Source organism: Sedimentitalea xiamensis (assembly GCF_030164465.1).
GTDB classification, from domain to species: Bacteria; Pseudomonadota; Alphaproteobacteria; order Rhodobacterales; family Rhodobacteraceae; genus Sedimentitalea; species Sedimentitalea xiamensis.
The window spans coordinates 13,121-36,088 of sequence record NZ_JASNJE010000036.1 but is presented as its reverse complement, the minus strand read 5'-3'; the positions used below and the strand labels follow the sequence as shown (position 1 = coordinate 36,088).

General features: G+C 62.1%; 20 protein-coding genes and 2 pseudogenes. 12 read left to right on the top strand and 10 right to left on the bottom strand.

Annotated features, from left to right (window positions below):
• Positions 1–18 precede the first annotated feature (18 nt).
• The 4 genes from QO034_RS20140 to QO034_RS20125 all read right to left on the bottom strand — a co-directional run bounded on the left by QO034_RS20140 (position 19) and on the right by QO034_RS20125 (position 4,131).
• A complete protein-coding gene (locus QO034_RS20140) occupies positions 19–1,218 on the bottom strand; it encodes a serine hydrolase domain-containing protein (protein ID WP_284487324.1) in 1,200 nt (399 codons plus the stop codon).
• A gap of 30 nt (positions 1,219–1,248) precedes the next feature.
• Entirely contained in the window at positions 1,249–2,505 is a 1,257-nt protein-coding gene (locus tag QO034_RS20135) for a TRAP transporter large permease (protein ID WP_284487323.1), read from the bottom strand.
• Complete coding sequence (locus tag QO034_RS20130; RefSeq protein WP_284487322.1) at positions 2,502–3,056, bottom strand: TRAP transporter small permease; 555 nt, start codon at positions 3,054–3,056, stop codon at positions 2,502–2,504. The genes QO034_RS20135 and QO034_RS20130 overlap by 4 nt, the downstream gene beginning before the upstream one ends.
• A gap of 70 nt (positions 3,057–3,126) precedes the next feature.
• Positions 3,127–4,131 (bottom strand): TRAP transporter substrate-binding protein, encoded by a 1,005-nt coding sequence (locus tag QO034_RS20125; RefSeq protein ID WP_284487321.1) that lies wholly within the window; start codon positions 4,129–4,131, stop codon positions 3,127–3,129.
• Positions 4,132–4,333: 202 nt separating this feature from the next.
• Here QO034_RS20125 and QO034_RS20120 point away from each other — a divergent pair, with 202 nt between their 5' ends.
• A complete protein-coding gene (locus QO034_RS20120; RefSeq protein WP_284487320.1) occupies positions 4,334–5,296 on the top strand; it encodes a LysR family transcriptional regulator in 963 nt (320 codons plus the stop codon).
• A 323-nt stretch (positions 5,297–5,619) separates the two neighbouring features.
• Here QO034_RS20120 and QO034_RS20115 read toward each other — a convergent pair.
• From QO034_RS20115 to QO034_RS23460, 3 genes and pseudogenes are all read right to left on the bottom strand, one after another.
• Positions 5,620–6,000 (bottom strand): annotated as a pseudogene (locus QO034_RS20115) (transposase); the annotation flags it as partial.
• A gap of 31 nt (positions 6,001–6,031) precedes the next feature.
• Positions 6,032–7,243: an ISL3 family transposase gene (locus QO034_RS20110; protein ID WP_456115099.1), complete on the bottom strand. Its 1,212-nt coding sequence runs from the start codon at positions 7,241–7,243 to the stop codon at positions 6,032–6,034.
• A gap of 4 nt (positions 7,244–7,247) precedes the next feature.
• Positions 7,248–7,619: a transposase family protein gene (locus QO034_RS23460; protein ID WP_456115098.1), complete on the bottom strand. Its 372-nt coding sequence runs from the start codon at positions 7,617–7,619 to the stop codon at positions 7,248–7,250.
• A gap of 78 nt (positions 7,620–7,697) precedes the next feature.
• Between QO034_RS23460 and QO034_RS23455 the strand changes: the two are divergent.
• Positions 7,698–7,889, top strand: a pseudogene (locus QO034_RS23455) (IS6 family transposase); the annotation flags it as partial.
• Between the two features lie 60 nt (positions 7,890–7,949).
• Here QO034_RS23455 and QO034_RS20100 read toward each other — a convergent pair.
• Positions 7,950–8,645 carry a GntR family transcriptional regulator gene (locus tag QO034_RS20100; RefSeq protein ID WP_284487318.1) on the bottom strand — a complete coding sequence of 232 codons (696 nt, stop codon included), beginning with the start codon at positions 8,643–8,645 and terminating at the stop codon, positions 7,950–7,952.
• 289 nt (positions 8,646–8,934) lie between these two features.
• On the opposite strand from QO034_RS20100, the gene QO034_RS20095 reads away from it, so the two are divergent.
• The 10 genes from QO034_RS20095 to QO034_RS20050 all read left to right on the top strand — a co-directional run bounded on the left by QO034_RS20095 (position 8,935) and on the right by QO034_RS20050 (position 19,023).
• Positions 8,935–10,506 (top strand): ABC transporter substrate-binding protein, encoded by a 1,572-nt coding sequence (locus QO034_RS20095; protein ID WP_284487317.1) that lies wholly within the window; start codon positions 8,935–8,937, stop codon positions 10,504–10,506.
• Between the two features lie 64 nt (positions 10,507–10,570).
• Positions 10,571–11,542 (top strand): ABC transporter permease, encoded by a 972-nt coding sequence (locus tag QO034_RS20090; RefSeq protein ID WP_284487316.1) that lies wholly within the window; start codon positions 10,571–10,573, stop codon positions 11,540–11,542.
• Complete coding sequence (locus tag QO034_RS20085; protein ID WP_284487315.1) at positions 11,539–12,489, top strand: ABC transporter permease; 951 nt, start codon at positions 11,539–11,541, stop codon at positions 12,487–12,489. Before QO034_RS20090 ends, QO034_RS20085 begins: the two co-directional genes overlap by 4 nt.
• 13 nt (positions 12,490–12,502) lie before the next feature.
• Positions 12,503–13,699, top strand: coding sequence for an amidohydrolase family protein (locus tag QO034_RS20080; protein ID WP_284487314.1), 1,197 nt, complete (start codon positions 12,503–12,505; stop codon positions 13,697–13,699).
• On the top strand, positions 13,696–15,180 hold the full coding sequence (locus tag QO034_RS20075; protein WP_284487313.1) for an amidohydrolase family protein: 1,485 nt from the start codon (positions 13,696–13,698) through the stop codon (positions 15,178–15,180). Before QO034_RS20080 ends, QO034_RS20075 begins: the two co-directional genes overlap by 4 nt.
• 14 nt (positions 15,181–15,194) lie before the next feature.
• Positions 15,195–16,220, top strand: coding sequence for an ABC transporter ATP-binding protein (locus tag QO034_RS20070; protein WP_284487329.1), 1,026 nt, complete (start codon positions 15,195–15,197; stop codon positions 16,218–16,220).
• Entirely contained in the window at positions 16,217–17,215 is a 999-nt protein-coding gene (locus tag QO034_RS20065) for an ABC transporter ATP-binding protein (protein WP_284487312.1), read from the top strand. The genes QO034_RS20070 and QO034_RS20065 overlap by 4 nt, the downstream gene beginning before the upstream one ends.
• Positions 17,212–17,868 carry a flavin reductase family protein gene (locus QO034_RS20060; protein ID WP_284487311.1) on the top strand — a complete coding sequence of 219 codons (657 nt, stop codon included), beginning with the start codon at positions 17,212–17,214 and terminating at the stop codon, positions 17,866–17,868. Before QO034_RS20065 ends, QO034_RS20060 begins: the two co-directional genes overlap by 4 nt.
• Positions 17,868–18,593, top strand: a complete 726-nt coding sequence (locus QO034_RS20055; RefSeq protein ID WP_284487310.1) for an aspartate/glutamate racemase family protein — start codon at positions 17,868–17,870, stop codon at positions 18,591–18,593. Before QO034_RS20060 ends, QO034_RS20055 begins: the two co-directional genes overlap by 1 nt.
• A gap of 19 nt (positions 18,594–18,612) precedes the next feature.
• Positions 18,613–19,023, top strand: a complete 411-nt coding sequence (locus QO034_RS20050; RefSeq protein ID WP_284487309.1) for a hypothetical protein — start codon at positions 18,613–18,615, stop codon at positions 19,021–19,023.
• Between the two features lie 322 nt (positions 19,024–19,345).
• On the opposite strand, the gene QO034_RS20045 is transcribed toward QO034_RS20050, so the two are convergent.
• Both QO034_RS20045 and QO034_RS20040 read right to left on the bottom strand, forming a co-directional pair.
• On the bottom strand, positions 19,346–19,876 hold the full coding sequence (locus QO034_RS20045; protein ID WP_284487308.1) for a hypothetical protein: 531 nt from the start codon (positions 19,874–19,876) through the stop codon (positions 19,346–19,348).
• A gap of 15 nt (positions 19,877–19,891) precedes the next feature.
• Entirely contained in the window at positions 19,892–22,573 is a 2,682-nt protein-coding gene (locus QO034_RS20040; RefSeq protein WP_284487307.1) for a hypothetical protein, read from the bottom strand.
• Positions 22,574–22,968: the final 395 nt, after the last annotated feature.

Here is a 22,968-nt window from a genome sequence, read left to right as displayed (position 1 = left end):
AAGCTCCGTCTCAATGTGTCAGGCAAGCAGGTCCGAGGTTGCAATCGGGCGCAGATAGCGGGTCATCTGCATGTTCGGCGTGGTGGAAAAATACGCGATCACGAGATCGCGGCCAGGCGAGACGTAGAGGCCCTGATCCATGAACCCGCCCTTGTAGAAGTCGCCATCGGGCCAGATGCAATCCCACTGCCGGGCATTGCCAAGCATGCTATCGTCTCCGAAACGATCGGTGAAAACAGGGCCGTCATAGCCTTTCAGGAAAAAAGTCTTGTCGCGGGTTCCGCACTGGATGCGGGCCAGCGTGGCCGCGCTGACCGCCTGTTTCGAAGAGATCATGCGCCAGCTCGGGGTGAACAGCATCCCGAACCGGGCCATATCGCGCAGCCGCGACGACACAAGCCCATGCGCCAGCGCCACCCCGTCGGGCGACTGGTGCACCTGAAGTGGCCCTTCGGCTGCGACATGGGTCCAGACAGTCTGCCGGAAGAGCTCGGCCCAGGGCAGCCCCGAGACGGCTTCGGCAAGGTAGACGAGCACCTGCGTGCAGGGCGAGCCGTATTCGAATTTCTCGCCCGCCGTGCTCACGCGCTTGCTGGATTGAAGCACCTCGAGCAGTGTTTCTACCTTTCCGCTATGCGGCACACCGAACTCGGCCAGAAACGCACGGATGGCGTTTGAAGACGGGTCGGCACGGGTCTGATCGTTCTCCTCGCAGTCCATGCCCGGCGTCATGTCCATCACGTCGCGCACGGCGACATCGCTCCAATCGGTATCGCGCAAGGCCGGGATGTAGGTGCCGATTCCATTGGTCTCGTCGATCTGGCCGGCCTCGATCAGGTGCTCGATCAGCAGCCCGGCCATGGGTTTGGCACAGGAGGCCCAGAGATGGGATTGCTCGGGGCGCAGGTCAGGATAGCTTTCGGCGACGATCTCGCCGTTCTTGACTACGACAATCGCACGCGCTCCACCCTGTGGGTGGGTCAGGAAATCACGCAGCGGCAGATTGCCGAATTCGGTTTCGGCGGTGATATCCATGATGCCAGCAATCGGCGCGGGTTCGAGCGCGGCGGCGATTTGCGCACTGGGCACGATCGCGGTCGGCATGGTTTCCGCGATATGGGTGCACCACCAATGTGAAACCTCGCCGCATTCCAGCAGCTTCGGCACACTGACCTGGGATCGCAGGCGATAGGTGCTATCGGCGGAGTTGGTACGCATGAGTATTTCCTTTCCAAGCAAGCCGGCAGTTCACAGCAATCCCAGCGAAAGCCAGGGGATGGCGGAGATGATGATCAGGCCCAGCACCAGGATCGCGATATAGGGCAGCACCGACATCACCAGTTCGTTGAACTTCTGTTTGAACGTCACCAGCGCGACCATCAGGTTCATGCCGACGGGCGGTGTCAGATAGCCGATTTCGAGGTTAACGATCATGATGATCCCGAAATGAACCGGGTGAAAGCCATAGGCCTGCGCCACGGGCATCAGGATCGGGCCGAGGATCAGGATCGCCTCGTTCGTTGTCATGAAGGCGCCGACCGCCAGAAGCAGCAGGTTGATCACCACGAGGAAGGCGATCGGATTGTCGATCCACGCACTTACAAGGTCAACCATCTGGGCCGGAACGCGATATTCCGTCAGCACGAGGTTGAGCGACAGGGCAACCGCGATCAGCGGGAATAGCGCGCCGCCGAGTTTCGCCGTCTCGGTGACCACGTTGAAGTATTTCTTCAGCGTCATCTCGCGGTGGACGAAGAATTCGATCACCAGCGCATAGACCAGCGCGACAGCCGCGCTTTCGGTGGGCGAATAGTAGCCGGAATAGATGCCGCCCAGCAGGATCACCGGAAAGAGCGCGGCCCAGATCCCTTCGCGCAACGCGATGCGCAACTCGCCCCAATCCATTTTCTGCGCGGGTTGGTGGCGGTTCGCCCAGATCGCGTAGCCGGTCATCAACACGATCAGCACCATGCCCGGCATGATCCCGGCAAGGAACAGATCGACGATCGAGGTCTCGGTCACCAGGCCATAGAGGATCAGCGGGATCGAGGGCGGAATGATAATCCCGAGCGTGCCGCCAGACACCACCGTTCCAAGCGCAAAGCGGTTCGTATACCCGGCTTCCTTCATGGCGGGATAAAGCACCGAGCCCACCGCGATCATCGTGACGATGGAGGAGCCGGAAATCGCCGCGAACACCGCACAGCTGATGATCGCCGCTACCCCCAGCCCGCCACGTGTCGGTGCGGTCATCGCCCTGACAATACGCACCAGCCGCCGCGCCGCGGTGCCCTCGGTCATGATCGCGCCGCACAGCAGGAAGAGCGGAACGGAGAGGATCAGCTCCTTGTTGAGCGAGGTCCACATGTCCTCGACGATGTAATCGAGATAGCCATGCCCCCAGACCATGTGCACATAGGCAATCGCCGCAAGCAGGATAACGGTGAGGGGCTGGCGCAGGACCAGCAGGGCCAGGACCAGACCAAGAAGAAGGATCGCGCTCATTCAGGCAACTCCTCGCGCACTGGGGCGCTCTGCGGCCAGATCGCAAAGGCCAGATACCGCAGCCCGGCCGAGGCAAACCCGATGGGGATGGCGGTCTGGATGATCCAGACGGGCCAGTCGAGGCCGGGCATCACCGTGCCGATGGACCGCGATGAAATCACGAAAAGCGCGCCATAATAGGCGGTTGCAAAGAACACGGCGGCGCTGACGAGGTTGCCAAGACGGTCAGCCACAGGCCCCCAGCTGGCCGGAATCCATTTGAACGCGATACGCGGCACGATCTGCGCGCCGGTCGCAACGCTCACCCCAAGCCCGGCAAAAGCGGCGATGACCAGCAGGAAAAGCGCCATCTTGCCCGCGCCGTAAACACCGGTGGCTCCCATCTCCAGGCCAAGCGCCCGTCCAACCGGGCCGATAAACTCACGCCCAGCGACATCGGCGAAAATCAGGAAACCAATCAGGCTGAAGGCGACAACGGCAATCCAGCGCTCCAGCAGGTGCCAGACATGCAGGCAGCGTGTGATATAAGCGGGTGAATTGGGTCCGGTCATGAGGGGGCTCCCGTCAAAAAAACGCAAGGCCGGGCATCACATCGGAAGACCCGGCCCTTTGCGGGGAAGGTTATGGCGCGCAGTTGGCCTTACCTTCTTCGATCAGCTTCATGATCTGTTCACCGTCTGCACCGTACTCGGCGGTCATTTCCGCCCAGAACGGAGGCAGCTTGTCGCGGAAACTCGCGATTTCCTCGTCGGTGACTTCGACAACCTGGCCGCCGCCCTTGATGTGCATATGGCGCAGCACGTCCTCGAAGGCGAACACTTCGTCCATGATCCCCTTGGATGTGAACCGCTCCAGCGCCCGTTTCATTGCGGCCTGATCCTCTTCGCTCATGCGATCCATGACGCGCTGACTCACCGCCCACATGCCGGGGCCGTTGGAATAGTTATACTCGGTCACAACCGGCGCGACCTTGTTCAGGCCCGACGGGATGTAGAAGGTATAGACGGTCGGGTACATGTCGATCAGGCCGGTGGACAGGGCGGAGGCCGCTTCGCCGGGCGAGACCGGCACCGGGTTGGCGCCCATCGCGCGCCAGTAGGCCGAGTTGATCTTGTTGACCGAAACGCCAACCTTGAGCCCTTTCAGTTCGTCCGCGCTACGCACCGGGCGATCGGCCGTGAACCAGCCATTGCCAACCTCGGCCCAGGAGCCAAAATACACGCCTTTCGAGCCGAGGCGCTCGCGGATTTCGTCCGTCAGGTAGTTGTCCTGCACGCAGGCGCGCTGATCGTTGCTGTCATAGAGGCCGTAAAGCTGCATCAGGCCGATTTCCGGGGCTTGCTGCGCGCCGGCACTCACGGTGAAAAGACCCATCTCGATGCGCCCGCGTGCCAGCTGCGCCAGGGTGTCGTTCTCGGTGCCAAGCTGCGAGTTGAAGTAGGGCTCGACCTTGAGGCGCCCTTCGCCTTCTTCGGCAACCGCCTCGGCCAGCCGCTTGATCTGTGCGCCCCACGGGGTTTTCTCGGGGGCCACCGTTGCTAGCTTGAGAACCGTTTCCGCCTGAGCGCCCGAGACGAACGTCATCGCCATCAGTCCAAAGGCCGCAAGTGTTTTGTAGAGTGCCATGTTTCTCCTCCTATCCACAACAGACTGCAGTTGTGCCCAACATCAACAGACGCTTGCATTCAGTCTACTTTACTTTCTTAATGATATCATTCGCGCTTCGAATAAAGTGGAATCCTAGCGTGAAAACAGGTGCTTGTGTCCGCCTCACGAATTTGGCGACGTGCCGTCACAAGGACACGAAACGCCGGAACCGAGGTGAAAAATGCAAAATCTGACGCAGTTGCACTATTTCTGGCTCGTCGCACAGGAGGGAAGCTTTGCGCGGGCCGCAGAGCTGGCGCATATTACTCAACCCGCGCTCAGCAATGCCATCAAAAGCCTCGAGCAGCGCCTCGGCTTCCTGCTGTTCGAACGGTCCGAGCGCCCGATACGGCTTACGTCAGAAGCACAAGCGATCCTGAGACAGGTCGAAGCGACGCTACGCGAAGCGCACAACCTGGATCAAACGCTCGAAAACCTGTCCACCGGCGACTATGGCCACATCCGCGCTGGAATGACCGCGGTCTTTTCCACCTCTCTCGGCGGCCCGATTCTCGCAGAGTGGCACAATGCACACCCTGACGTGACGCTCGAATTGATTATCGGGGAGACCCTGGAGATGATCGGAGCGATGCGAGACGGTGATCTGGATCTGATCGTAGGGGACACGCGAGATCTCCAGTACGACGTCGATGATCTGGACATGACCGCGTTGCCCCCGATTCCTGGCGGCGCCTTTTGCCGCGTGGGCCATCCGATCCTGAATCTACGCCAACCGACCGCCGCTGACCTCGCCCGCTATCGCTTCGCGGGAACGCATTTCCCCGATTCCATCGTAAGCGCATTCGCGCGTTTCCTCGGCCGTAAAGACGGCGATCTCAGTCCGGTCATTTCGATCGACAGTCACAATATCGCGGCGGTACGAGATGCGGTTGCCGAAAGTGATCTGATCCTGCTGACAACGTCCGGGACGGTCCGGAATGCCTTGGCGCTTGGCGTGTTGAAGCAGATCCCGATCGACTTGGGGATTGATGGCGAATGGGCCGTCGCCAAACGCCGCGGACGGGTCCTCCATTCGGCAACCGACACCTTGATCAACAAGATCGTCGAAATTGCTCGAAGGGAGCACGATCAGCGCCTTGCCCCGTATGTGCAAAAACTCGTTCCTTCCCGACACGAACGATAGCTGGTTCCGCCCCACGCACGGGCCGGATCGTCAGTGGCGTCCTTCGGTGGTCCGAAATTTTCTCTCGTCTTTGCGCGATGATAGGTTCGATGAACCAGAAATCCTTCTGTAGTCGGGCTCGCTATTGCAAGGATGTAGCAACTGAAGGTGCATGCTTCTGTCCGTGATCTGCGTATAGCACTCACATGATGCGGTCGGCTTTGGCTCGGGAACGCCCATCTCCGTTGCGGCTTTAAGTTCAAGCCAGGATTTCTGTCGGCTTTTCCCTCACCGCGTCCCTTCAGGGCCGCCTTCCTTGCGGAAGGATTGGTGTTCCTTGTCTGTCAGGCGGCTCTGAACTCTGTGCCGTCTATCGACATCCGGTGCATGATGACGGCCAATTTCCTCGCGAGGGCAATCTTGGCGCGCTTTGCGCCCCGTCGAGCGGCAACGCGCATCGCCCATGCCTTGAGCGGGGTCCACCGGTTCGTTCTCACCAGCATCACATGCGCTGCTTCATAGAGCGCAGCCCGTACACTTGCATCGCCAGCTTTGGTGATCGACGTGACCCAATCAGTTTCGCCGGATTGGTATCGTCGTGGCGTCAGGCCAAAGCAGGCACCCACCGACTTTGATGAACGAAATCGTTTCGGATCGTCGATAGCGGCTCGGAACGTCATCGCGACCACGGCACCAACGCCGGGAATGGTCATGAGGCGACGGCAGGTGTCACGTTGCCCTTAAAAGGGCTCTGCCTCAATCTGTGTGGCGGAGAGGCAGCATTCGGGCTCTTAGGAGTTCTGGTCCGGCACGACCGTACATGGCGCGCTTTAGGGTCTTCAGGCGATTGATTTGGCCCTCCGCTTGACCGTTGCTCCACGGAAGTTCGATGGCATTGCGCACGGCCCCGATGTCGCGGTGCAGCGTGCGGGCAAAGCGCATGATTGGCGGGATGCCAGTCTCTATGGCGATGTCGATCCATGCGTCCAGCGGAGCGGCCTGGTCGCCGCGCAAAACGCCCTGAAACCGCATGGCGAGGCTCCGCATCGTGGCAAAGCTTGGTGATCCGGCCTTCAACGCGTCTACCTTTTGGGCTTGGTCCGCGGTCAATTTGCGTCGCGGCTTGATACAGAGCGCCGCTGCGACAACCGGCGAAATGGCGTGGCCGGTTTGCGGGTCCCGAACAGGTGGCAGCGGCCGCGCTGTGTCGGTCGGGCCTGCTGGAACGATCTGTTCAGCCCTTCGCCATCCGGCCAGCAGACGTTGCAGGTGGGACAAGCTACCCTCATAGCCATGGCGTTGAATTTCAACCAGCATTTCCTGGCCAGACCGGATGCCCTGTTTCCAAAGATCGGCCAGAATGCCCTCAAAATACCGCGGCGACGTGGGCTTCAATGCAGCTCGGCGGCGATCTGGTGGCGTGTCAAATTTCAACCACTTCGCCACACTACGACGCGGGAAGCCGGTCCGCCGTCCGATTTCGCTACAAGACAGCCCTTGATCACGAAGCGCATGGATGGATTGGAAAATCTCCTCACGTGATTGCCGATGCGCAAGCCGCGATCGCAGCAGATGGCTGGCCGTGCCGATGTTATCGGCATCTGACAAAAGCGCCCGTCCGGTGGCGCGGCCATGCATATTCATCTGCTCTTCAATGGCTTGGCGCAGGTTCTGGACGATATGGAAACGGTCCGCGACCTGCAGGGCCTGCGGTGCGCCCTGACGTGCGGCCTTCGCATATACTCCGCAACGATCCCGGCTGACGATTTCAATCTCAGGGTGCTGCCGCAACCATTCCGCACAGCTTTCAACGCTGCGATCCGCGAGGATATCAATCACGGCCTGCCGCTCGAGATCGACGATGATTGTTCCGTAAGTCTGCGACTTGCGCCAGCTCCAATCATCGATGCCAATGACCTTTGGTGGTGGGGCGGCGATTTCCGCACGCTGCTTGAGGTGTCGCAGCACCGTGTCATCGCTGACACCGACGCCCACCCATGGCGTGCCCCAAATGACCGACAATCTCTCCAGCACGCGACGTTCGACGTGCAAATGGGCGTGCAATTGTTGACGTGTAATCCGAAAACGTCCGCCGCGGGCACGTGGAAGCGGGACATCGCCATCTGCAGACCCAGAGTGCGATTGTGACCTTGTCGCCATGTGCGGGTAGATCCTGCAGTCGCCGTTGTCGCCACCCGTGACGTCGCAGCGATCGCAATCCACAATCCGGGCAGATGCCTTTCGGTGCCAAGGTGCCAGATACAAGCCACCCGTCGGTTTCACGCCGCTCGACGCGTTGAACGGAAACATCGCGCCCGGGCGACCAGTGCTTCTTTGAAATCACAACTATCCCTCCTGAAGGTTTCAGGTTCAGGATAGCTGCGCCACACAGATTGAGGCAGAGCCCATTTAAGTGCTAAGTGACAATTCGCACCTTGCGTTCCGGCGAAGAGAGCGCGCCGTGCAGCGCTTCAGGCAGATGCGAAGCCTTCTGAAACTCGTTGCTGTTCACGCCTCCATCTTCAACCAGAACCTCAGCCTTTTGAAACGTTGCCATTTCAAACAAAACCGCACCGCCGCGCTTGCGGAGCGACGCGGAATCTTTCCGGCATAACGGGCAGCCATCCCGTCCAAGTAGAGACGAGTTCAAATTCGTCTTCCAGCGCCATCTCGATCAGTCGGTCTCATTCGTGCGGTAACGCGAAAGGATTTCGGCTACGTTCTCGGCACGGTCGTCATCGGGGTTGAGCAGCGCCCGGTCCTGCACGCCATGCAGGTGGCTGTGCATCTGCCCGATGGCCTTTTCAGCGTCGCCCTCTGCGATGGCCGAGATGATCTCGGCATGTTCCTCGACACCGCACTCGGCTGAATGGGCCTGGGCGAACCGGGCAAGGATCAGCGAACAGCGCGACACGATCTCGTTGACGTAATTGGCGAGGATTTGCGAGCCGGTCAGCTCCGCCAGCAGGATATGGAACTCTCCGGCCAGCCGGATCGAGCGGGTACTGTCCTTGCCGAGCGCGCTCCGTTCTTCGGCGAGATGTGCCTTCAGTGCCTTGACGATGGGTTTCGGGTCCATCCGGCACAGGCGCTGCATGACCTCGCGTTCGAGGCACTGGCGCATCTCGAAGATGTCGTAGGCCTCCTCGATCGTCGGCTCGGCGACGGAGGCGCCGCGATTCGGCTGGATATCGACGAGGCCTTCTGCATCCAGCCGGACCAGCGCATTTCGCACAATCGTTCGGCTCACGCCAAAAGTTTCACCAATCGAGTCTTCGGGCAGTTTGACCCCTGGTTTGAGGGCCTGCTCAATGATCGCCTGCCTGAGAGAATCGTAGACGGGGAAGCTGCGCTTGGAGGATTTGTACATGTTCTTAATCATTTAGAGGACAGATGTCCGGTTCCGTTTGTCATTACTGCAGATGGTTGCGAGACTGTAGCAGGTAACACTTCTCATGTATTGCATACTTTAATTGTATCCAATAACTAAACTTTTTTGTGGACAATCCAAAATACAAAATTTTAAGCTTCCACCATCTCACAACGAGACAACAGATTGAGAAAAGGCTGCGCGCCCGGAACGCTTTGGGTGGCGTGGGAAACCAAAAACTTGGATGCGAAATCGAGTGATTTTGTATCCAAACCGGGGAGACCCTTTCATGTTGAAGACATTCGGAACCAAAACCGTGCTGGCCGGGGGGCTGGTTGCGGCCCTCATCGGCACTGGCGCCATCGCAGAAACCATCAAATGGGGCGCTCCGCGCGATATCGTGTCGCTCGATCCGTATTCCTACGGCGACAGCTACACGATCAACTTCCTCAACCACATCTACGAGGGACTGGTGCGCTATAACCGCGATCTCCAGATCGAGCCGGCGCTGGCGGTTTCATGGGAAATCGTCTCGCCGACGACCTGGCGCTTCAAGCTGCGCGAAGGCGTCAAGTTCCACAACGGAAACGATTTCACCGCAGAAGACGTCCTTGCCTCGCTGCAACGGGTCAGCGACCCGACCTCGCCACTGAAAGGCAACCTGCCGGCCTACAAGAGCGCCGCGGTGGTCGACGATTACACCATCGATATCGAGCTGACGGGGCCGTATCCGCTGCTGCTCAACGACCTGACCAACATCCATGTGTTCGACAAGGACTGGCTGGTCGAGAACAATGCCGTGAAACCCACCGACGTGAGCGCCGGGGTGGAAGGCTACGCCACGTTCAACGCCAACGGCACCGGGCCGTTCATCCTCGAATCGCGCACGCCTGAGGCGCAGACCATTCTTACCGCCAATGCCGGCTGGTGGGACACGCCCAAGCACAACCTGACCCGTATCGAATTCCAGCCGATCTCGTCGGCGGCGACACGGGTTGCGGCGCTGCTGTCGGGCGAGGTCGATTTTGTCGACAACGCCCCGGTGCAGGATCTGCCGCGCCTGGCTGCGGCGTCCAACCTCAAGGTGCTGGAGCGCACCGACCTGCGCACTGTCATGCTGGGCTTCAACCGCCGCGAGGAGCTGATCGCCGGCGGCAAAAACCCGATGAATGACCTGCGCGTGCGTCAGGCCATGCAGATGGCTGTCGATATGGAGCTGATCCACGACAAGGTGATGCGCGGCAAGTCGCGTAACGCGGGCCTGCTGGTGGCGCCGGCGATCCCGGGCTATTCAGCAGATCTCGATACCGTTGTCGCGGTCGATGTCGAAAAGGCCAAGGCTCTGCTGGCCGAGGCCGGTTATCCCGACGGGTTCGAGTTCGATTTCGTCTGCACTAATGAAAGCTATGTTAACGAAGAGCAGTTCTGTCAGGCGATTGCCTCGATGTGGTCACGGGTGGGGTTGAAGCCGCGCCTCGATATCGGGCCGACCGCCAAGCAGACGCCGAAGCGCGCAAACGGCCAGGCCGATGTCTACACCATCGGCTGGGCGACGCTGCCGATGCTGGATACCTATTCGATCCTGATCCAGATGCTGCACAGCAAGGAAGGCAATGCTGGCGTGTTCAACTGGGGCGGCTGGTCCTATCCCGAAATCGACAGGCTGACCGATGCCGCCGGGGTCGAGCTTGACCACGACAAGCGGCTGGCGATGGAGACCGAGGCGCTGAAGATCGCGCGCGACGAGATCGTGATGATGCCGCTGCATCAGCAGCCAATGGCCTGGGCGGTATCGGCGGCGTTCGCGGATTTCCCGCAATTCCCCGATAACAAGCCGCGGCTCTGGTACGTCACCAAGTAATCGCATGTCACCGCGGGCAGCGCCTGGGCGCTGCCCGCATCTTCTGCACCAAAAGGGGGCACCGATGCTGGCCTTTCTGATCAAGCGTTTCGCCAATGCGATCTTCGTGATGCTGTCGGTGAGCTTCATCGCCTTCATGATCTTCCGCTTCGTCGGCGATCCGGTCGAGTTGATGCTGAACGAGCAGGCCACGCAGGAGCAGCGCGACGATCTGCGCACACGACTGGGGCTCGATCAATCCTTTATCGCCCAGTTCGGCACATTCGTAGGCAATGCCGCCAAGGGCGATTTCGGCATCTCCTTCCGTAACCAGCAGGATGTTCTGGCCATGATCGCCGAGCGCTTCCCGGCCACCTTCGAGCTGGTGATCGTGGCGACGATCATTTCGCTGGTGGTCGGCATTCCGATGGGGGTGATCACCGCCATCCGACGCCAGACATGGTACGCCGAGGCGATGCAGTTCACCTCGATCATCGGGGTGTCGCTGCCCAGTTTCGTCGTCGGCATCGGGTTGATCCTGATCTTCTCGGTCTGGCTGGGCTGGTTCCCGGCCTTCGGGCGCGGCGATACCGTGCAGATCGGCTGGTGGTCGACCGGGCTTCTCACCCATACGGGCCGCATGTCGATCGTGCTGCCGGCGCTGTCGCTCTCGCTCTTCCAGATCACGCTGGTGATGCGGCTGGTGCGGGCCGAGATGCTGGAAGTGCTGCGCTCGGATTTCATCAAGTTTGCCCGGGCGCGCGGTATCCCGGCCCGCGCCATCCATTTCCGCCACGCGCTGCGCAACTGCCTGATGCCGGTGGTGACGATGACGGCGATGCAGATCGGCGGGCTTATCGCCTTCGCGCTGGTCACTGAAACCGTGTTCCAGTGGCCGGGCATGGGGCTGCTCTTCATCCAGGCTGTCACCTTTGTCGATGTGCCGATCATGGCCGCCTACCTATGCATCGTGGCGCTGATCTTCGTGCTGCTGAACACCATCGTCGATATCACCTACGCGGTGATCGACCCGCGCCTGCGTGGAGCCGAGAAATGACCGATATTCCCGTAACCGCACCGGCCAAGGCGCCGAAAACCCGTACCGGGCAGTTTTTCGACAGCGATCTGTGGTGGAGCTTCAAGAACTCCAAACCCGCAATCGGCGCCGCCATTGCGCTGACCGTGGTGATCCTGGCCGCGATCCTCGCGCCGGTGCTTTCGCCGCAGAACCCTTACGATCTTGCCTCGCTCGAGCTGTGGAACGCCGAACTTCCGCCGGTCTGGATGGAAGGCGGGCAGATGCCCTTCATCCTCGGCACCGATGTGCAGGGGCGCGATATCCTTTCCGGCATCCTTTATGGCACACGGATCTCGATCTTCATCGGGCTGGCCTCGGTGGTGGTTTCGCTGGCGGTGGGGGTGATGGCCGGGTTGACCGCCGGTTATTACGGCGGCTGGGTCGATAACGTGCTGATGCGGGTGGGCGATGTGCTGCTCTCGATCCCGATCATCCTGGTGGCCATTCTGGTGAGTTCGGTGGCGCAGGCCCTGTTGCCGCCCGAATTGCGCGAAGCCGGAATTTCCATCGTGCTGGTGCTGGCCATCGCGCTCTATTCCTGGGTGCAATACGCCCGGGTGGTGCGGGCGCAGACGATGGTGGAACGGCGCAAGGAATATGTGCAGGCTTCGCGGCTGGTGGGCACACCGGCGCGGCGGCTGATGCTGAAACACATCCTGCCCAACACGCTGACGCCGGTGTTCGTGGCCGCGACGCTGAATTTCGGCCTCGCCATCCTGATCGAGGCTACGCTGTCCTTCCTCGGCGTCGGGATGCCGCCGAACCAGCCGTCTCTTGGCACGCTGATCCGGGTTGGCAACCAGTATCTCTTCTCGGGCTCGTGGTGGATCGTGCTCTTCCCCTCGATCCAGCTCTGTATTCTGGTGGTGGCCGTCAACATGCTGGGTGACTGGCTGCGCGACGCGCTGAACCCGAAACTTCGATAAAGGATTACATCGCATGACTTCGCTTCTGATCCGCAACGTCCGCATCATGGATGGAGATGCCGCCGATATCCTGATCCGCGATGGTGCCATTGCCGAGATCGCACCGGGCATCGACGCGCCCGGCATGGCGGCCGAAGATGGCGGCGGGCTGATCGCCCTTCCCGGCCTGGTCGATGCCCATACCCATCTCGACAAATCGCTGATCGGCTGGCCTTGGTACAAGAACGATGTCGGCGGCGGCAGCCTTATGCGCATGATCGAGAACGAGCGCGAGATGAAAAAGCGGTTCGGGATCGACCCGCATGTGCAATCCATGCGCCACGCGCTGAAGACCGTGGCGCGCGGCGGCACCCTGATCCGCAGCCATGTCGATATCGACACCGAAGGTGGGCTGCGTGCGCTGGAAGGCGTGATGGAAACCGCCGAGAAGCTGGCCGATGTGGTCGAGATCGAAACGGTGGCCTTCCCGCAATCCGGCCTGATGATCCGCGAGGGCACGGCCGAGTTGATGGATCAGGCAATGGCGATGGGCGCCGATCTGGTCGGCGGGCTCGACCCGTGCGGGCTCGACCGCGACCCGAAAGGCCATCTCGACACCATCTTCGGGTTGGCCGAGAAGCACGGCAAGGGGATCGACATTCACCTGCACGAACGTGGCGAGCTGGGCCTTTACTCGATGGAGATGATCCTCGACCGGGCCGAGGCGCTGGGGATGACCGGGCTGGTGACGATTTCCCATGCCTTCTGCCTCGGGATGCCGGATTTTCGGCGGGTCGATGCCATGCTCGCACGGCTGGCGGCGCTGGATGTGCGGATCATGACCACCGCGCCCACCTCCTCGCCCGCGCCGATGGTCAAGGAACTCGACGCTCACTGCATAAAGATCGGCGCCGGCAATGATGGCATTCAGGATACCTGGGGCCCCTACGGCAATGGCGACATGTTGGAGCGGGCCAAGTTTGTCGGGCTGCGCAACAACCTACGGATGGATGAGGAGGTGAAACGCGCGCTCGATATCTGCGCCGGCGGCGGCGCCGAGGCGATGGCCAAGCCGCGCCGGGCGCTGGAAGCGGGCGCACCGGGCGATGTCGTCCTAGTCGAAGGCGAAACCGTGGTGCAAGCGGTTGTCACCCACGCGCCGCGTAAGCTGGTGGTCAAGGGCGGGCATGTCACCGCGCGCGATGGCCAAACGCTGGTCGAGGCGCCGTGAATCGCTTTGCCGACATAACGCTGGGCAGCCGTCCGCCGGGCCGCTGGGCGCTTGCGGCGCGCTGGATCGTGGTCGATACCCCTGCCGGTCGCCGGCTCCTGCGCGATGGCGAGGTGGTGATCGAAGGTAATACCGTGCTCCATGCCGGGCCGCGCTTCAAGGGCGAGGTCGCGGCGCGCTATGACATGGGCGAGGCACTGGTCTCTCCTGGCTTCGTCGATCTGGACGCACTTTCCGATCTCGACACCACGTTACTGGCCTTCGACAACTGGCCGGCCGAGAAAAAGGGGCGCGTCTGGCCGCGCTCCTATGTCGAACGCGGGCCTTACGAGATGTATTCGCCCGAAGAACTGGCCTTCCAGAAGCGCTTCGCCTTCGCCCAGTTGCTGCTGAACGGGATCACCAGCGCCGCACCCATCGCCTCGCTTTTCTACCGCGCCTGGGGAGAGACGGTGGCCGAATTCGATGCGGCGGCTGAGGCTGCGCAGGAGCTTGGTCTGCGGGTCTGGCTTGGCCCGGCCTATCGTAGCGGCGGCATGGTGGTGGAAGCCGATGGCCGGATGGTCGCCGAGTTTGACGAGGCGCGGGGGCTAGCCGGGCTTGACGATGCCATCGCCTTCGCCCGCCGTTGGCAGGGTCATGACCTGATCCGCCCGATGCTGGCGCCCGACCGGGTGGAAACCTGCACCGAGGCGCTGTTGCGGCGCACCATGCAGGCGGCCGACGATCTGGATTGCCCGGTGCGGCTGCACATGGCGCAGGGCGCGATGGAGCTGGCCACGGTGCAGGCGCTGCATGGCAAGACGGCGCCGCGCTGGCTTGGCGATATGGGGCTCTTGTCGCCGCGCCTGCTGGCGCCACATGCCACCGTGGCGACCGAGGACGATCTGAAGCGCTATGCCGATGCCGGGGTGACAGTCGTGCATTGCCCGCTGGTCAGCGCCCGCCACGGCGGCGCGCTGCGGTCATTCCGCAAACTCAAGGATATCGGCGTGGGCATTGCCATGGGCACCGATACCGCCCCGCCCGACATGGTGCTAAACTTGGCTGTAGGGATGATGATGTGCCGGATGGTCGAAGGCGATATCACCGCCTGCACCTCGGCCGATTTCTTCGATGCCGCCACGCTTGGCGGTGCCCGGGCACTGGGCCGCGGCGACATCGGCGTGCTGCGTGCAGGCGCCAAGGCCGATATCGCCGTGTTCGATCTGAGCGATGCCGCCATGGCGCCCGCCATCGACCCGGTGCAGACGCTGATCCTTGGCGGCAGCGGGCGAGTAACGCGCGCCACCATCGTCGACGGGCGGCTCTCTATGCGCAATGGTGAAGTGGCCGGGATCGACATGGCTGAGGCTCGCCGCCGCGCCCAGGCGCAGTTCGACGGCATGGTGGCGAAATACCCCGACCGCACCACCGGCCATCCGCCGATCGCCGAAATTTTCCCGCCAACTTATCCGCCGCTGGAAGGGATGCAGCCGTGAAGGAACCCGCCATGATGATGCAAGCCGTTTCCCCACCCGATCCCACCCCGGATGCTGCCGCGCTCGGCGCCGAGGCGGTGCTCGAGGTGTCAAACCTGACGGTCGAGTTTCCCACCAGGCGTGGGGTTCTGACCGCAATCGACAACGTGTCGATGCAGATCGCCCCGGGCGAAATCCTCGGCGTGGTAGGCGAATCCGGGGCCGGGAAATCCATCACCGGGCTGGCGGTTCTGGGGCTGCTGGAAGCGCCGGGGCGGATTGCCGGCGGCGAAATCCACGTCGCCGGGCGGCGGATCGACATGTTGAGCGAAGATGAGTTGACCAAGGTGCGTGGCCGCGAGATGGGCGCGATCTTTCAAGACCCGCTGACCGCGCTCAACCCGCTCTTCACCATCGGCGTACAACTGGTCGAGACCATCCGCCTGCATAGCGGCCTCTCGAAGGAGGCGGCGCGCGACCGGGCACTGACACTCCTGCGCGAGGTTGGCATCCCGGCGCCGCGCGAGCGGCTGTCGCAATATCCGCACCAGTTTTCCGGCGGCATGCGGCAGCGCGTGGTGATCGCGCTGGCCCTCGCCGCCGAACCGGCGCTGATCATTGCTGACGAGCCGACAACTGCGCTCGACGTGTCGATCCAGGCGCAGATCACCGCGCTCTTGCGACGGCTCTGCAAGGATCACCGCACCGGGGTGATGCTGGTCACGCACGATATGGGCGTGATTGCCGAAACCGCGGATCGGGTGGCGGTGATGTATTCCGGCCGCATGGTCGAAACCGGCAGGGTCAAGGATGTGATCCACGATGCACAGCACCCCTATACCAAGGGCCTGATGGCCGCGATCCCGAGCCTGCATGAGAGGGTCGAGACGCTGACCCAGATCGACGGGGCGATGCCCCGGCTCAATGCCCGGCCCGAGGGCTGTGCCTTCAACCCGCGCTGCCCGATGGCGGGGCCGCGCTGCCGCCGGGAAAACCCCGTGCTGGCCCCGGCGGGCCGCAACCAGGCCGCCTGTTTCCTGCATGACGGAGGCACCGAATGACCGCGCAATCGCCAATTCTGACCGTCAGCAACGCCTCGAAGGAATTCGACGTGTCCGCGCCGTGGCTGAACCGTGTGCTCGAACGCAAGCCGAAGCTTTTCGTCAAGGCGGTGGATGATGTGAGTTTCACCGTGCCACGCGGCAGTTGCTTCAGCATTGTTGGCGAATCCGGCTGCGGCAAATCCACCGTCGCGCGGCTGGTGACCGGGCTCTATGCCACCACCGCGGGCGATATCCGTTTCAGTGCTGGGTCCGGGGGCGAGCCGGTGCGGGTGCAGATGATCTTCCAGGACCCGCATTCCAGCCTCAACCCGCGCTGGCGGGTGGGCGACATCATCGCCGAGCCGATCCGGGAGATGAAGCTGCGCGCCAGCGAGGCCGAAACCCGCGAGCGGGTGGAGGAGCTGCTGAGCACGGTCGGGCTTGCCGCCGACGATGCGCGCAACTACCCGCATGAGTTTTCTGGAGGCCAGCGCCAGCGCATTTCGATTGCCCGGGCGCTGGCTTCGGAACCCGAACTGCTGGTCTGCGACGAGCCGACATCGGCGCTCGACGTTTCGGTGCAGGCGCAGATCCTCAACCTGATGCGCCGGCTGCAACAGGAGCTGGGGCTGACCTATCTCTTCATCAGCCACGACCTGAGCGTGGTGCGGCACATGTCCGACACGATTGCGGTGATGTATCTGGGCCGGATCGTCGAGATGGGGCCGGCGGAAAGCCTCTTCAACGCGCCGCAGCACCCCTATTCGCGGCTGCTTCTGGGCACCATCCCCGATATCCACGCACCGCACCGCGACCGGGCGCTGCAATCGGGCGAACCGCCAAGCCCGCTCGATCCGCCCCTTGGCTGTGCCTTTCACCCGCGTTGCGCGCTGGCCAATGAAAGATGCGGCCGTGACCTGCCCGAGCTTCTCTCGGTCGGCGCCGCAACGGTGCGATGCCATGCCGTCGAGGAAGGGCGCGCGCAGGAAACCTCGGTGAGCGAGGCCGTATGATGCAATTCGATTTCACCGAGCTACCACCCGCCGACCGTTACCGGCTGCTCACCAATTTCATCGGCCCACGGCCCATTGCGCTGATCACCACCCGCGCCGAAGCCGGGCACGACAATGCCGCACCGATGAGCTTTTTCAATGTCTTCGCGCATGAGCCGCCGCTGGTCATCGTCGGTTTCAGTGCGAGGCCCGATGGCAGCGAGAAGGATACCATCGGCAATATCCGCCGCACCGGGCAGTTCTGCGTGAACATGGTCGACATGGCACTGGCCGATCAGATGATCCTGTGTGGAGTCAACTTCGCGGCCGATGTCGACGAGCTTGATTTCGCCGGGCTGGAAGCCGCGCCCTGCCGCCAGATCGACGCGTCGCGCATCGCCCGCACACCCTGCGCGATGGAATGCCGGATCGAACGGATCATCGATTATCCGGGGCGTGCCATCGTTATCGGCGAGGTGGTCGAGATGCATGTGCGCGACGATTGCCTCGATGCCGGTGGGCGCTATGTCAACCCGTCGGTCTATCAGCCCATCGCCCGGCTCCATGCCGACAATTACATCGTCAGCGACCGCCAGTTCGAGTTGAAGAAGCCGGCCGCGATGGCGGCCCGCGAAGTGGCGCAGGCGCCGCAGAAAGCCATGGAGCAGCGGTAATGCGCATTCATATCGTCAACCCGAATTCCAGCGCCGGCATGACCGAACAGATCGGCAGTGTCGCGGCACGCTATGTCTCGCCTGGCACCACGCTCGACGTTACCCGCGCCGCTGCCGCACCCGCCTCGATTGAGGGCTATACCGACGAGGCGGTTTCGGTGCCGCTGATGCTGGAAGAGATCCGCGGCGCCGAGGCGCGCGGCGCCGATGCCCATGTCATCGCCTGTTTCGACGATCCCGGCATCGCCGCTGCACGCGAGGTGGCCGAAAAACCGGTGATCGGAATCTGCGAGGCTTCGGTGAAGGTGGCGCTGCTGCTCAGCAGTCGGTTCTCGGTAGTGACCACGCTGCCGCGGTCGATCCCGATCATCGAGGACCTGGTTGAGGCCTATGGCGCCGGGCGGCGCTGCCGCCGGGTGCGCGCCATCGACATGCCGGTGCTGGCGATCGAGGAGAACCCGGAACAGACGGTGCGGCTTCTGGCTGCTGAGATTGCCGTGGCAAGGCGCGAGGACGGGGCCGAGGCCATCGTGCTGGGCTGTGCCGGGATGACCGATCTGTGCAACCGGCTCAGCGCCGAGACCGGGGTGCTGGTGATTGACGGGGTGACGGCTGGGGTACGTCTGGCCGAAGCGGTGGTCGGGATGGGATATCGGACTTCGAAACTGGGAGCCTACGCGGCGCCGCTGGCCAAGGCAGGCGGCTTCGGGCAGGCTGTGGCCTGACCCGCAGTCGCCCGGGGGTATGGCCGCGCCGCCAAATACACTCTGTCATACCGATGCCGCCCGCCCAATCGCTGTCGCCTATCAGACCCCGCAAGAGGTGACGCAGGGTGAGCAGACCCAGACCATCGTGCCCAGCACCTTCGAGGATGCTCTTGTCCTCACCAACCCAAAAGCCGTGACGGACGCCGCAGCGGCAGAGCTTTCCTGCCGCATGACCCGTGCCTTTGCCGAATTCATCGCTGAGGCTCAGGACCCTGAAGACCTCGCCAAAGCGCTCTTTGATCGGTTGGCAAAAAAACCGGAAAAGGCTGCCTTCGCACTGGACCTCCTTTATATTGAGGACATTAAAACGCTGCGCGCGCCGCCCTATATCAACACTGGCCTGACTTGGCTCGCAGGCCAGCTGAAGGGCGGGGAGGGTGCGGCGTGACAGACGTGACTGACGACACCCGCGACGCTGCCGCTGACGCGACTACCCGCCGTTTGCTTTGCCTCGGCCCCCGTGTACGACACCACTGGTGAGATCATTAACCTGAGCCATCATTGGGCGTATGAGGTCGCGGTGCCCGCTTCGTGCGCACAATAGCCTTATGTATCGAGGCCGGCCCCAAAGTCGATCTTGTTGGCGACGCCGAACTGACAGTTTTCGGACTGGTCTTTTCCGATCGTGCGGAGGGTCGCGATCCCTGCGAGAGCCGACTTGGCAGCGGCGCGCCGTTGATCCTGCCGGCCCCCCCGTGACAGATACGCCGCTACTCCTCCCCGTCGTCCGTATCCATCGCCGGATCCTCGTCGCCGACCGGGCCAAGCGCCGCGCGTGACATCTCTGGCGGCACGGGCGGCGCGGTATCGGAGACCGGCGTCAGGGGCAGCGGTTCATAATCCGGGTCGGTCTCGGTTCCCAGTGTGACGGTGACCAGATAGGGCAATCCCGTCACCGTATCCGCCACATGGAACGTAAGCGCATCGCCCTCTCGCGCGGGACTGGCGATCGTATCGAAATCGGGCGTGCCGAAATCGCGCAACCGGAATACGTTCTGCTGCCAGGGCTGGTCGGGGTCCTCCGAGGCGAGCCGCTTGCGATAATCGTCCTCGAACCGTTTCTGATCGAGGATCAAACGATAGGATCCGTCCTCCAGGACCATCAGCGCTTCGGCCAAGTCGGCGGCCGGAACATCGGGCGCCCGCGCCTGCAAGCTCGCCCGTGTCGATACTTGCTCGCTGTCGTTGATGACGACGACTGGTCCGGTCTCGGCCAGTTGATACGCAATACTGTCTGCCATGGTCAGTCTCCCGGCCTATTTCATGATTTGCCATTCGCGGTCGATCCAGTCCTTGGACGGCGCGAGCCGCATCGACCCCGGTGGATCCGTACGCTGCCACAGCATGGGTTTTCCACTGATCGGATCAGGCGCCACGACAAAGAACGTGTGGTCCTCTCCGCTCCCCCAATTGGTGTCCGCCAACACAACCTGCGGGTCGGAAAGACCGCTGGCCAGCGTCCCCTGCAGTGCGCCTTTCACATAGTCCACGTTCAGACCGTCTGTCCCAATCCCCTCGCAGAGTTCCGCGATCATCTTGGGACGCATGCCAGCCTCCGGCCTCATTTTCCTTGCAGCCTTCTGAAACTGCGACAGACGTTTCCGGTAGCGCTTGACAGAATCTTCCTCCCGTTTGGGATCGTCGACGAGACCCTGGTACACCTCGGCGATTTTCGCGATACAGCGATCATATTGCCGCAGGGTTTCGTCCAGATCGAGCGCGGTGGTCGCGATTCGCGCGCCAGGTTCGGTAAGCTTTGTCCTGATCTTGTCGGCGGTGGTCCCGTCGCCATCCATCAATGCCTTCATCGTCGGATGGTTCGGCAACAAGTTGAACCCGTGCACGCCGGGTGTCTGCACGAGCAGCATGTCCGGCGGCGCGTCGCCGAGATTGTCGATCAGACCGCCCAGAACCGCCGTGGTGCGGGCGCCGATCTTTTCCGGCGTGTCCGACAGTTCCGAGGATTTCGCCAGGGCGGTGACCGGGTTGGTGTTGCCGTGGATCGTGGTCAGGGATTCGACGAAGCTGCCGCCGGATTTCAGCAGCCAGGGCGGATTGCCGGGCGGGTCCGTGTTCAGCAGGTCGTCCATGCTCTTCATGTAATGATCGTCCACGACCTTTTCGATCGCCTGGCGCTCGCTCTCCTCGGACGGGTCGCCAAAGGCGGTCAGGGTCATTTCAAGAACCTTGTCGCGGTATTTCTCGCGGCTTTCGATGACGGTGCCGTCGGTGGCCACCAGCACATAGCGGCCGCGGGAACTGTGGCCATCGGACGCTGTCGAAGGGTTTTCGACCATGGGATCATAGGTCGTCGTGAACCCGGTCTTGATCGCCGTCAGAGCTCTGACGCTGGAATTCCCCACATGAGTCGGATCAAGCGTCTTCTTCAGCTCTTCCTGAAGGTGATATGTCGCCGTCTGGGCCTTGTTGCCGATATCCTTCTTGAGGCTCATCGCATCGTTGCGCCCCATGGCGGTGGCGATGCTGTATTCGAGACAGCGGATCAAGGGGTCTTCGCCCGGCGGCAGGTTGGTGACCACCTGGGTCTTGGTGCCGTCGCCGCTGGTAAAGGTGCCGTCTTCAGTGATCTCGCGGAATTTCTTGAGCGTGGTCAATGGATCGGATTCGCGCATGTTGCGCAGCGGTGCCGTGGCAAAACACGACCCGACCGGTCCCTGGTCGACCGATTGCAGCATGCTGGCCAGGATGGCGGTCTGGGTCTCGGTCTTTGTCGGCGTCCCCTCGGTGCCGACGGATCTGCCGACCAGCAGCTTGCCCGCATCCGTGCTGGGCGCATCCACGCCCTCCAGGACATCGTTGGCATCCGTCGCATCGTCGCCATCGGTGAAGACATGCAGCGTTTCAAGGACATGGGCATTGAGCGCGGGGGTGGGCGCCGCCATCGCATCGGGATGGAACAGCATGTGTCCGATCGCCAGTTTGGACTTGTCGGTGTCGGCATTGAACCGTCCGTTGTCCAGCAAGGCGCCGGCAACGGCGACGCTGCGCTTCTGGCCCCGCGCGGACGGGCTGTCTTCGGACCCGTCCGGCAGGGCGCCGGTGGCCCGCAGCCCGCCGGAAGCGACATAGTCATCGAGACGGGCAAAGTAATCCGGCCCGCAGGTTCCGCCCATCGCAAGCACCTGCATCGCATAGGCCGACACGTCCAAACCGTCCGGCGGCGGGGCGCCATCCTTGTCGGCGAAATTGTTCTCGATCTGTTTGGAAACAAGCGGGATCGCGTTCGCGACAGCGGTCGGGTCGATCGCGGTTGCCGCAATGTCTATGGTCTGCCAGGTCAGCTTCGGATTGACCTGAAACCCTTCGATCAGGGCCGCGACGGCCTTGTCCGGGAGTTTGGGTCCAGCTTTCCCCGAAAGCGGTCCGTCGGTCAGGGCTTTTTTCAGCATCACGGTGCCGACCAGGGCATCGACCGTCTTCTTCTTCTCGGCTGCGTCCTTCTCGGCCTTTTCGAGTTCTTCCGTCGCCTTGGCCGTGGCCTTCTTGTTCTTCGCCTTGATCAGCGAAGCCCTGGCTTTTTCGACGGCCTTCAGCGCCTTCTGATAGTCGCTGTCGGCGCCGGTCAGCCGCTTGCTGGTGATTTCTCCGCCTCCGGTCACGAGATCGAACGCGAGAAACGCCGCCTTGGCGGCCTCCTTCGCTTCGCCTTGCGCAGCGGCGGACTTGCCGATCAGGTCATTCACCTGTTCCTGCGATCCGGTCTTGCCGGCAGTGGCGACAAGTTCCTTGACGCTGGGCGCGGATGCCCCCTCAAGCGTCGAAATGCTTTTCTTGCCAGAGAACAGGTCCCCGAAGAGGGAGACGTCCAATTCCTGCGTTTCGACGTCGTCCTCGCCTCCAGAGCCGGGATCCTTGACGGACAGAATGAAGGTCTCGATGAATCTGCGTTGTTCGGCGGTCAATACGTCGCTCGTCAAGAGTCGGTCCTCCGCGGCTAGAAAGAACGATACCCTGCCATCCCATAGGAGAAATATCTGCCGTGCAGGTTGCCCGCGATCGCAGATCCAATCAACCCTGCAGCGAGCAGCTTTCCGACCGCGCCGGATCTTTGATCCCGCGGCTGACACTTAACGATACAAAGGAATTTTGTTCAACTTGAGGTTTATCCGCGCCTTGCCGCACGCAGGTCCAAGGTTCGGGCGGTCGCGATGCGGCGTCCGCGGGTAAGGCGCGTGAGCCGGAAACGAAACTCGGATATTACACAAGTATTTAACCGACATTCCCCACCTTGTTGCACGGACGACCGGAGTCGGCTACCGGTTCGTGCTGCATTGGTAGGGTTGAGCATGGATGCCGCACAAATTCAATTCCG

Excerpts from the sequence above, each read along its gene's own strand:
- QO034_RS20140 (WP_284487324.1), bottom strand. The coding sequence starts at position 1,218 with ATGCGTACCAACTCCGCCGATAGCACCTATCGCCTGCGATCCCAGGTC.
- QO034_RS20135 (WP_284487323.1), bottom strand. The coding sequence starts at position 2,505 with ATGAGCGCGATCCTTCTTCTTGGTCTGGTCCTGGCCCTGCTGGTCCTG.
- QO034_RS20130 (WP_284487322.1), bottom strand. The coding sequence starts at position 3,056 with ATGACCGGACCCAATTCACCCGCTTATATCACACGCTGCCTGCATGTC.
- QO034_RS20125 (WP_284487321.1), bottom strand. The coding sequence starts at position 4,131 with ATGGCACTCTACAAAACACTTGCGGCCTTTGGACTGATGGCGATGACG.
- QO034_RS20120 (WP_284487320.1), top strand. The coding sequence starts at position 4,334 with ATGCAAAATCTGACGCAGTTGCACTATTTCTGGCTCGTCGCACAGGAG.
- QO034_RS20100 (WP_284487318.1), bottom strand. The coding sequence starts at position 8,645 with ATGTACAAATCCTCCAAGCGCAGCTTCCCCGTCTACGATTCTCTCAGG.
- QO034_RS20095 (WP_284487317.1), top strand. The coding sequence starts at position 8,935 with ATGTTGAAGACATTCGGAACCAAAACCGTGCTGGCCGGGGGGCTGGTT.
- QO034_RS20090 (WP_284487316.1), top strand. The coding sequence starts at position 10,571 with ATGCTGGCCTTTCTGATCAAGCGTTTCGCCAATGCGATCTTCGTGATG.
- QO034_RS20085 (WP_284487315.1), top strand. The coding sequence starts at position 11,539 with ATGACCGATATTCCCGTAACCGCACCGGCCAAGGCGCCGAAAACCCGT.
- QO034_RS20080 (WP_284487314.1), top strand. The coding sequence starts at position 12,503 with ATGACTTCGCTTCTGATCCGCAACGTCCGCATCATGGATGGAGATGCC.
- QO034_RS20070 (WP_284487329.1), top strand. The coding sequence starts at position 15,195 with ATGATGCAAGCCGTTTCCCCACCCGATCCCACCCCGGATGCTGCCGCG.
- QO034_RS20065 (WP_284487312.1), top strand. The coding sequence starts at position 16,217 with ATGACCGCGCAATCGCCAATTCTGACCGTCAGCAACGCCTCGAAGGAA.
- QO034_RS20060 (WP_284487311.1), top strand. The coding sequence starts at position 17,212 with ATGATGCAATTCGATTTCACCGAGCTACCACCCGCCGACCGTTACCGG.
- QO034_RS20055 (WP_284487310.1), top strand. The coding sequence starts at position 17,868 with ATGCGCATTCATATCGTCAACCCGAATTCCAGCGCCGGCATGACCGAA.
- QO034_RS20050 (WP_284487309.1), top strand. The coding sequence starts at position 18,613 with ATGGCCGCGCCGCCAAATACACTCTGTCATACCGATGCCGCCCGCCCA.
- QO034_RS20045 (WP_284487308.1), bottom strand. The coding sequence starts at position 19,876 with ATGGCAGACAGTATTGCGTATCAACTGGCCGAGACCGGACCAGTCGTC.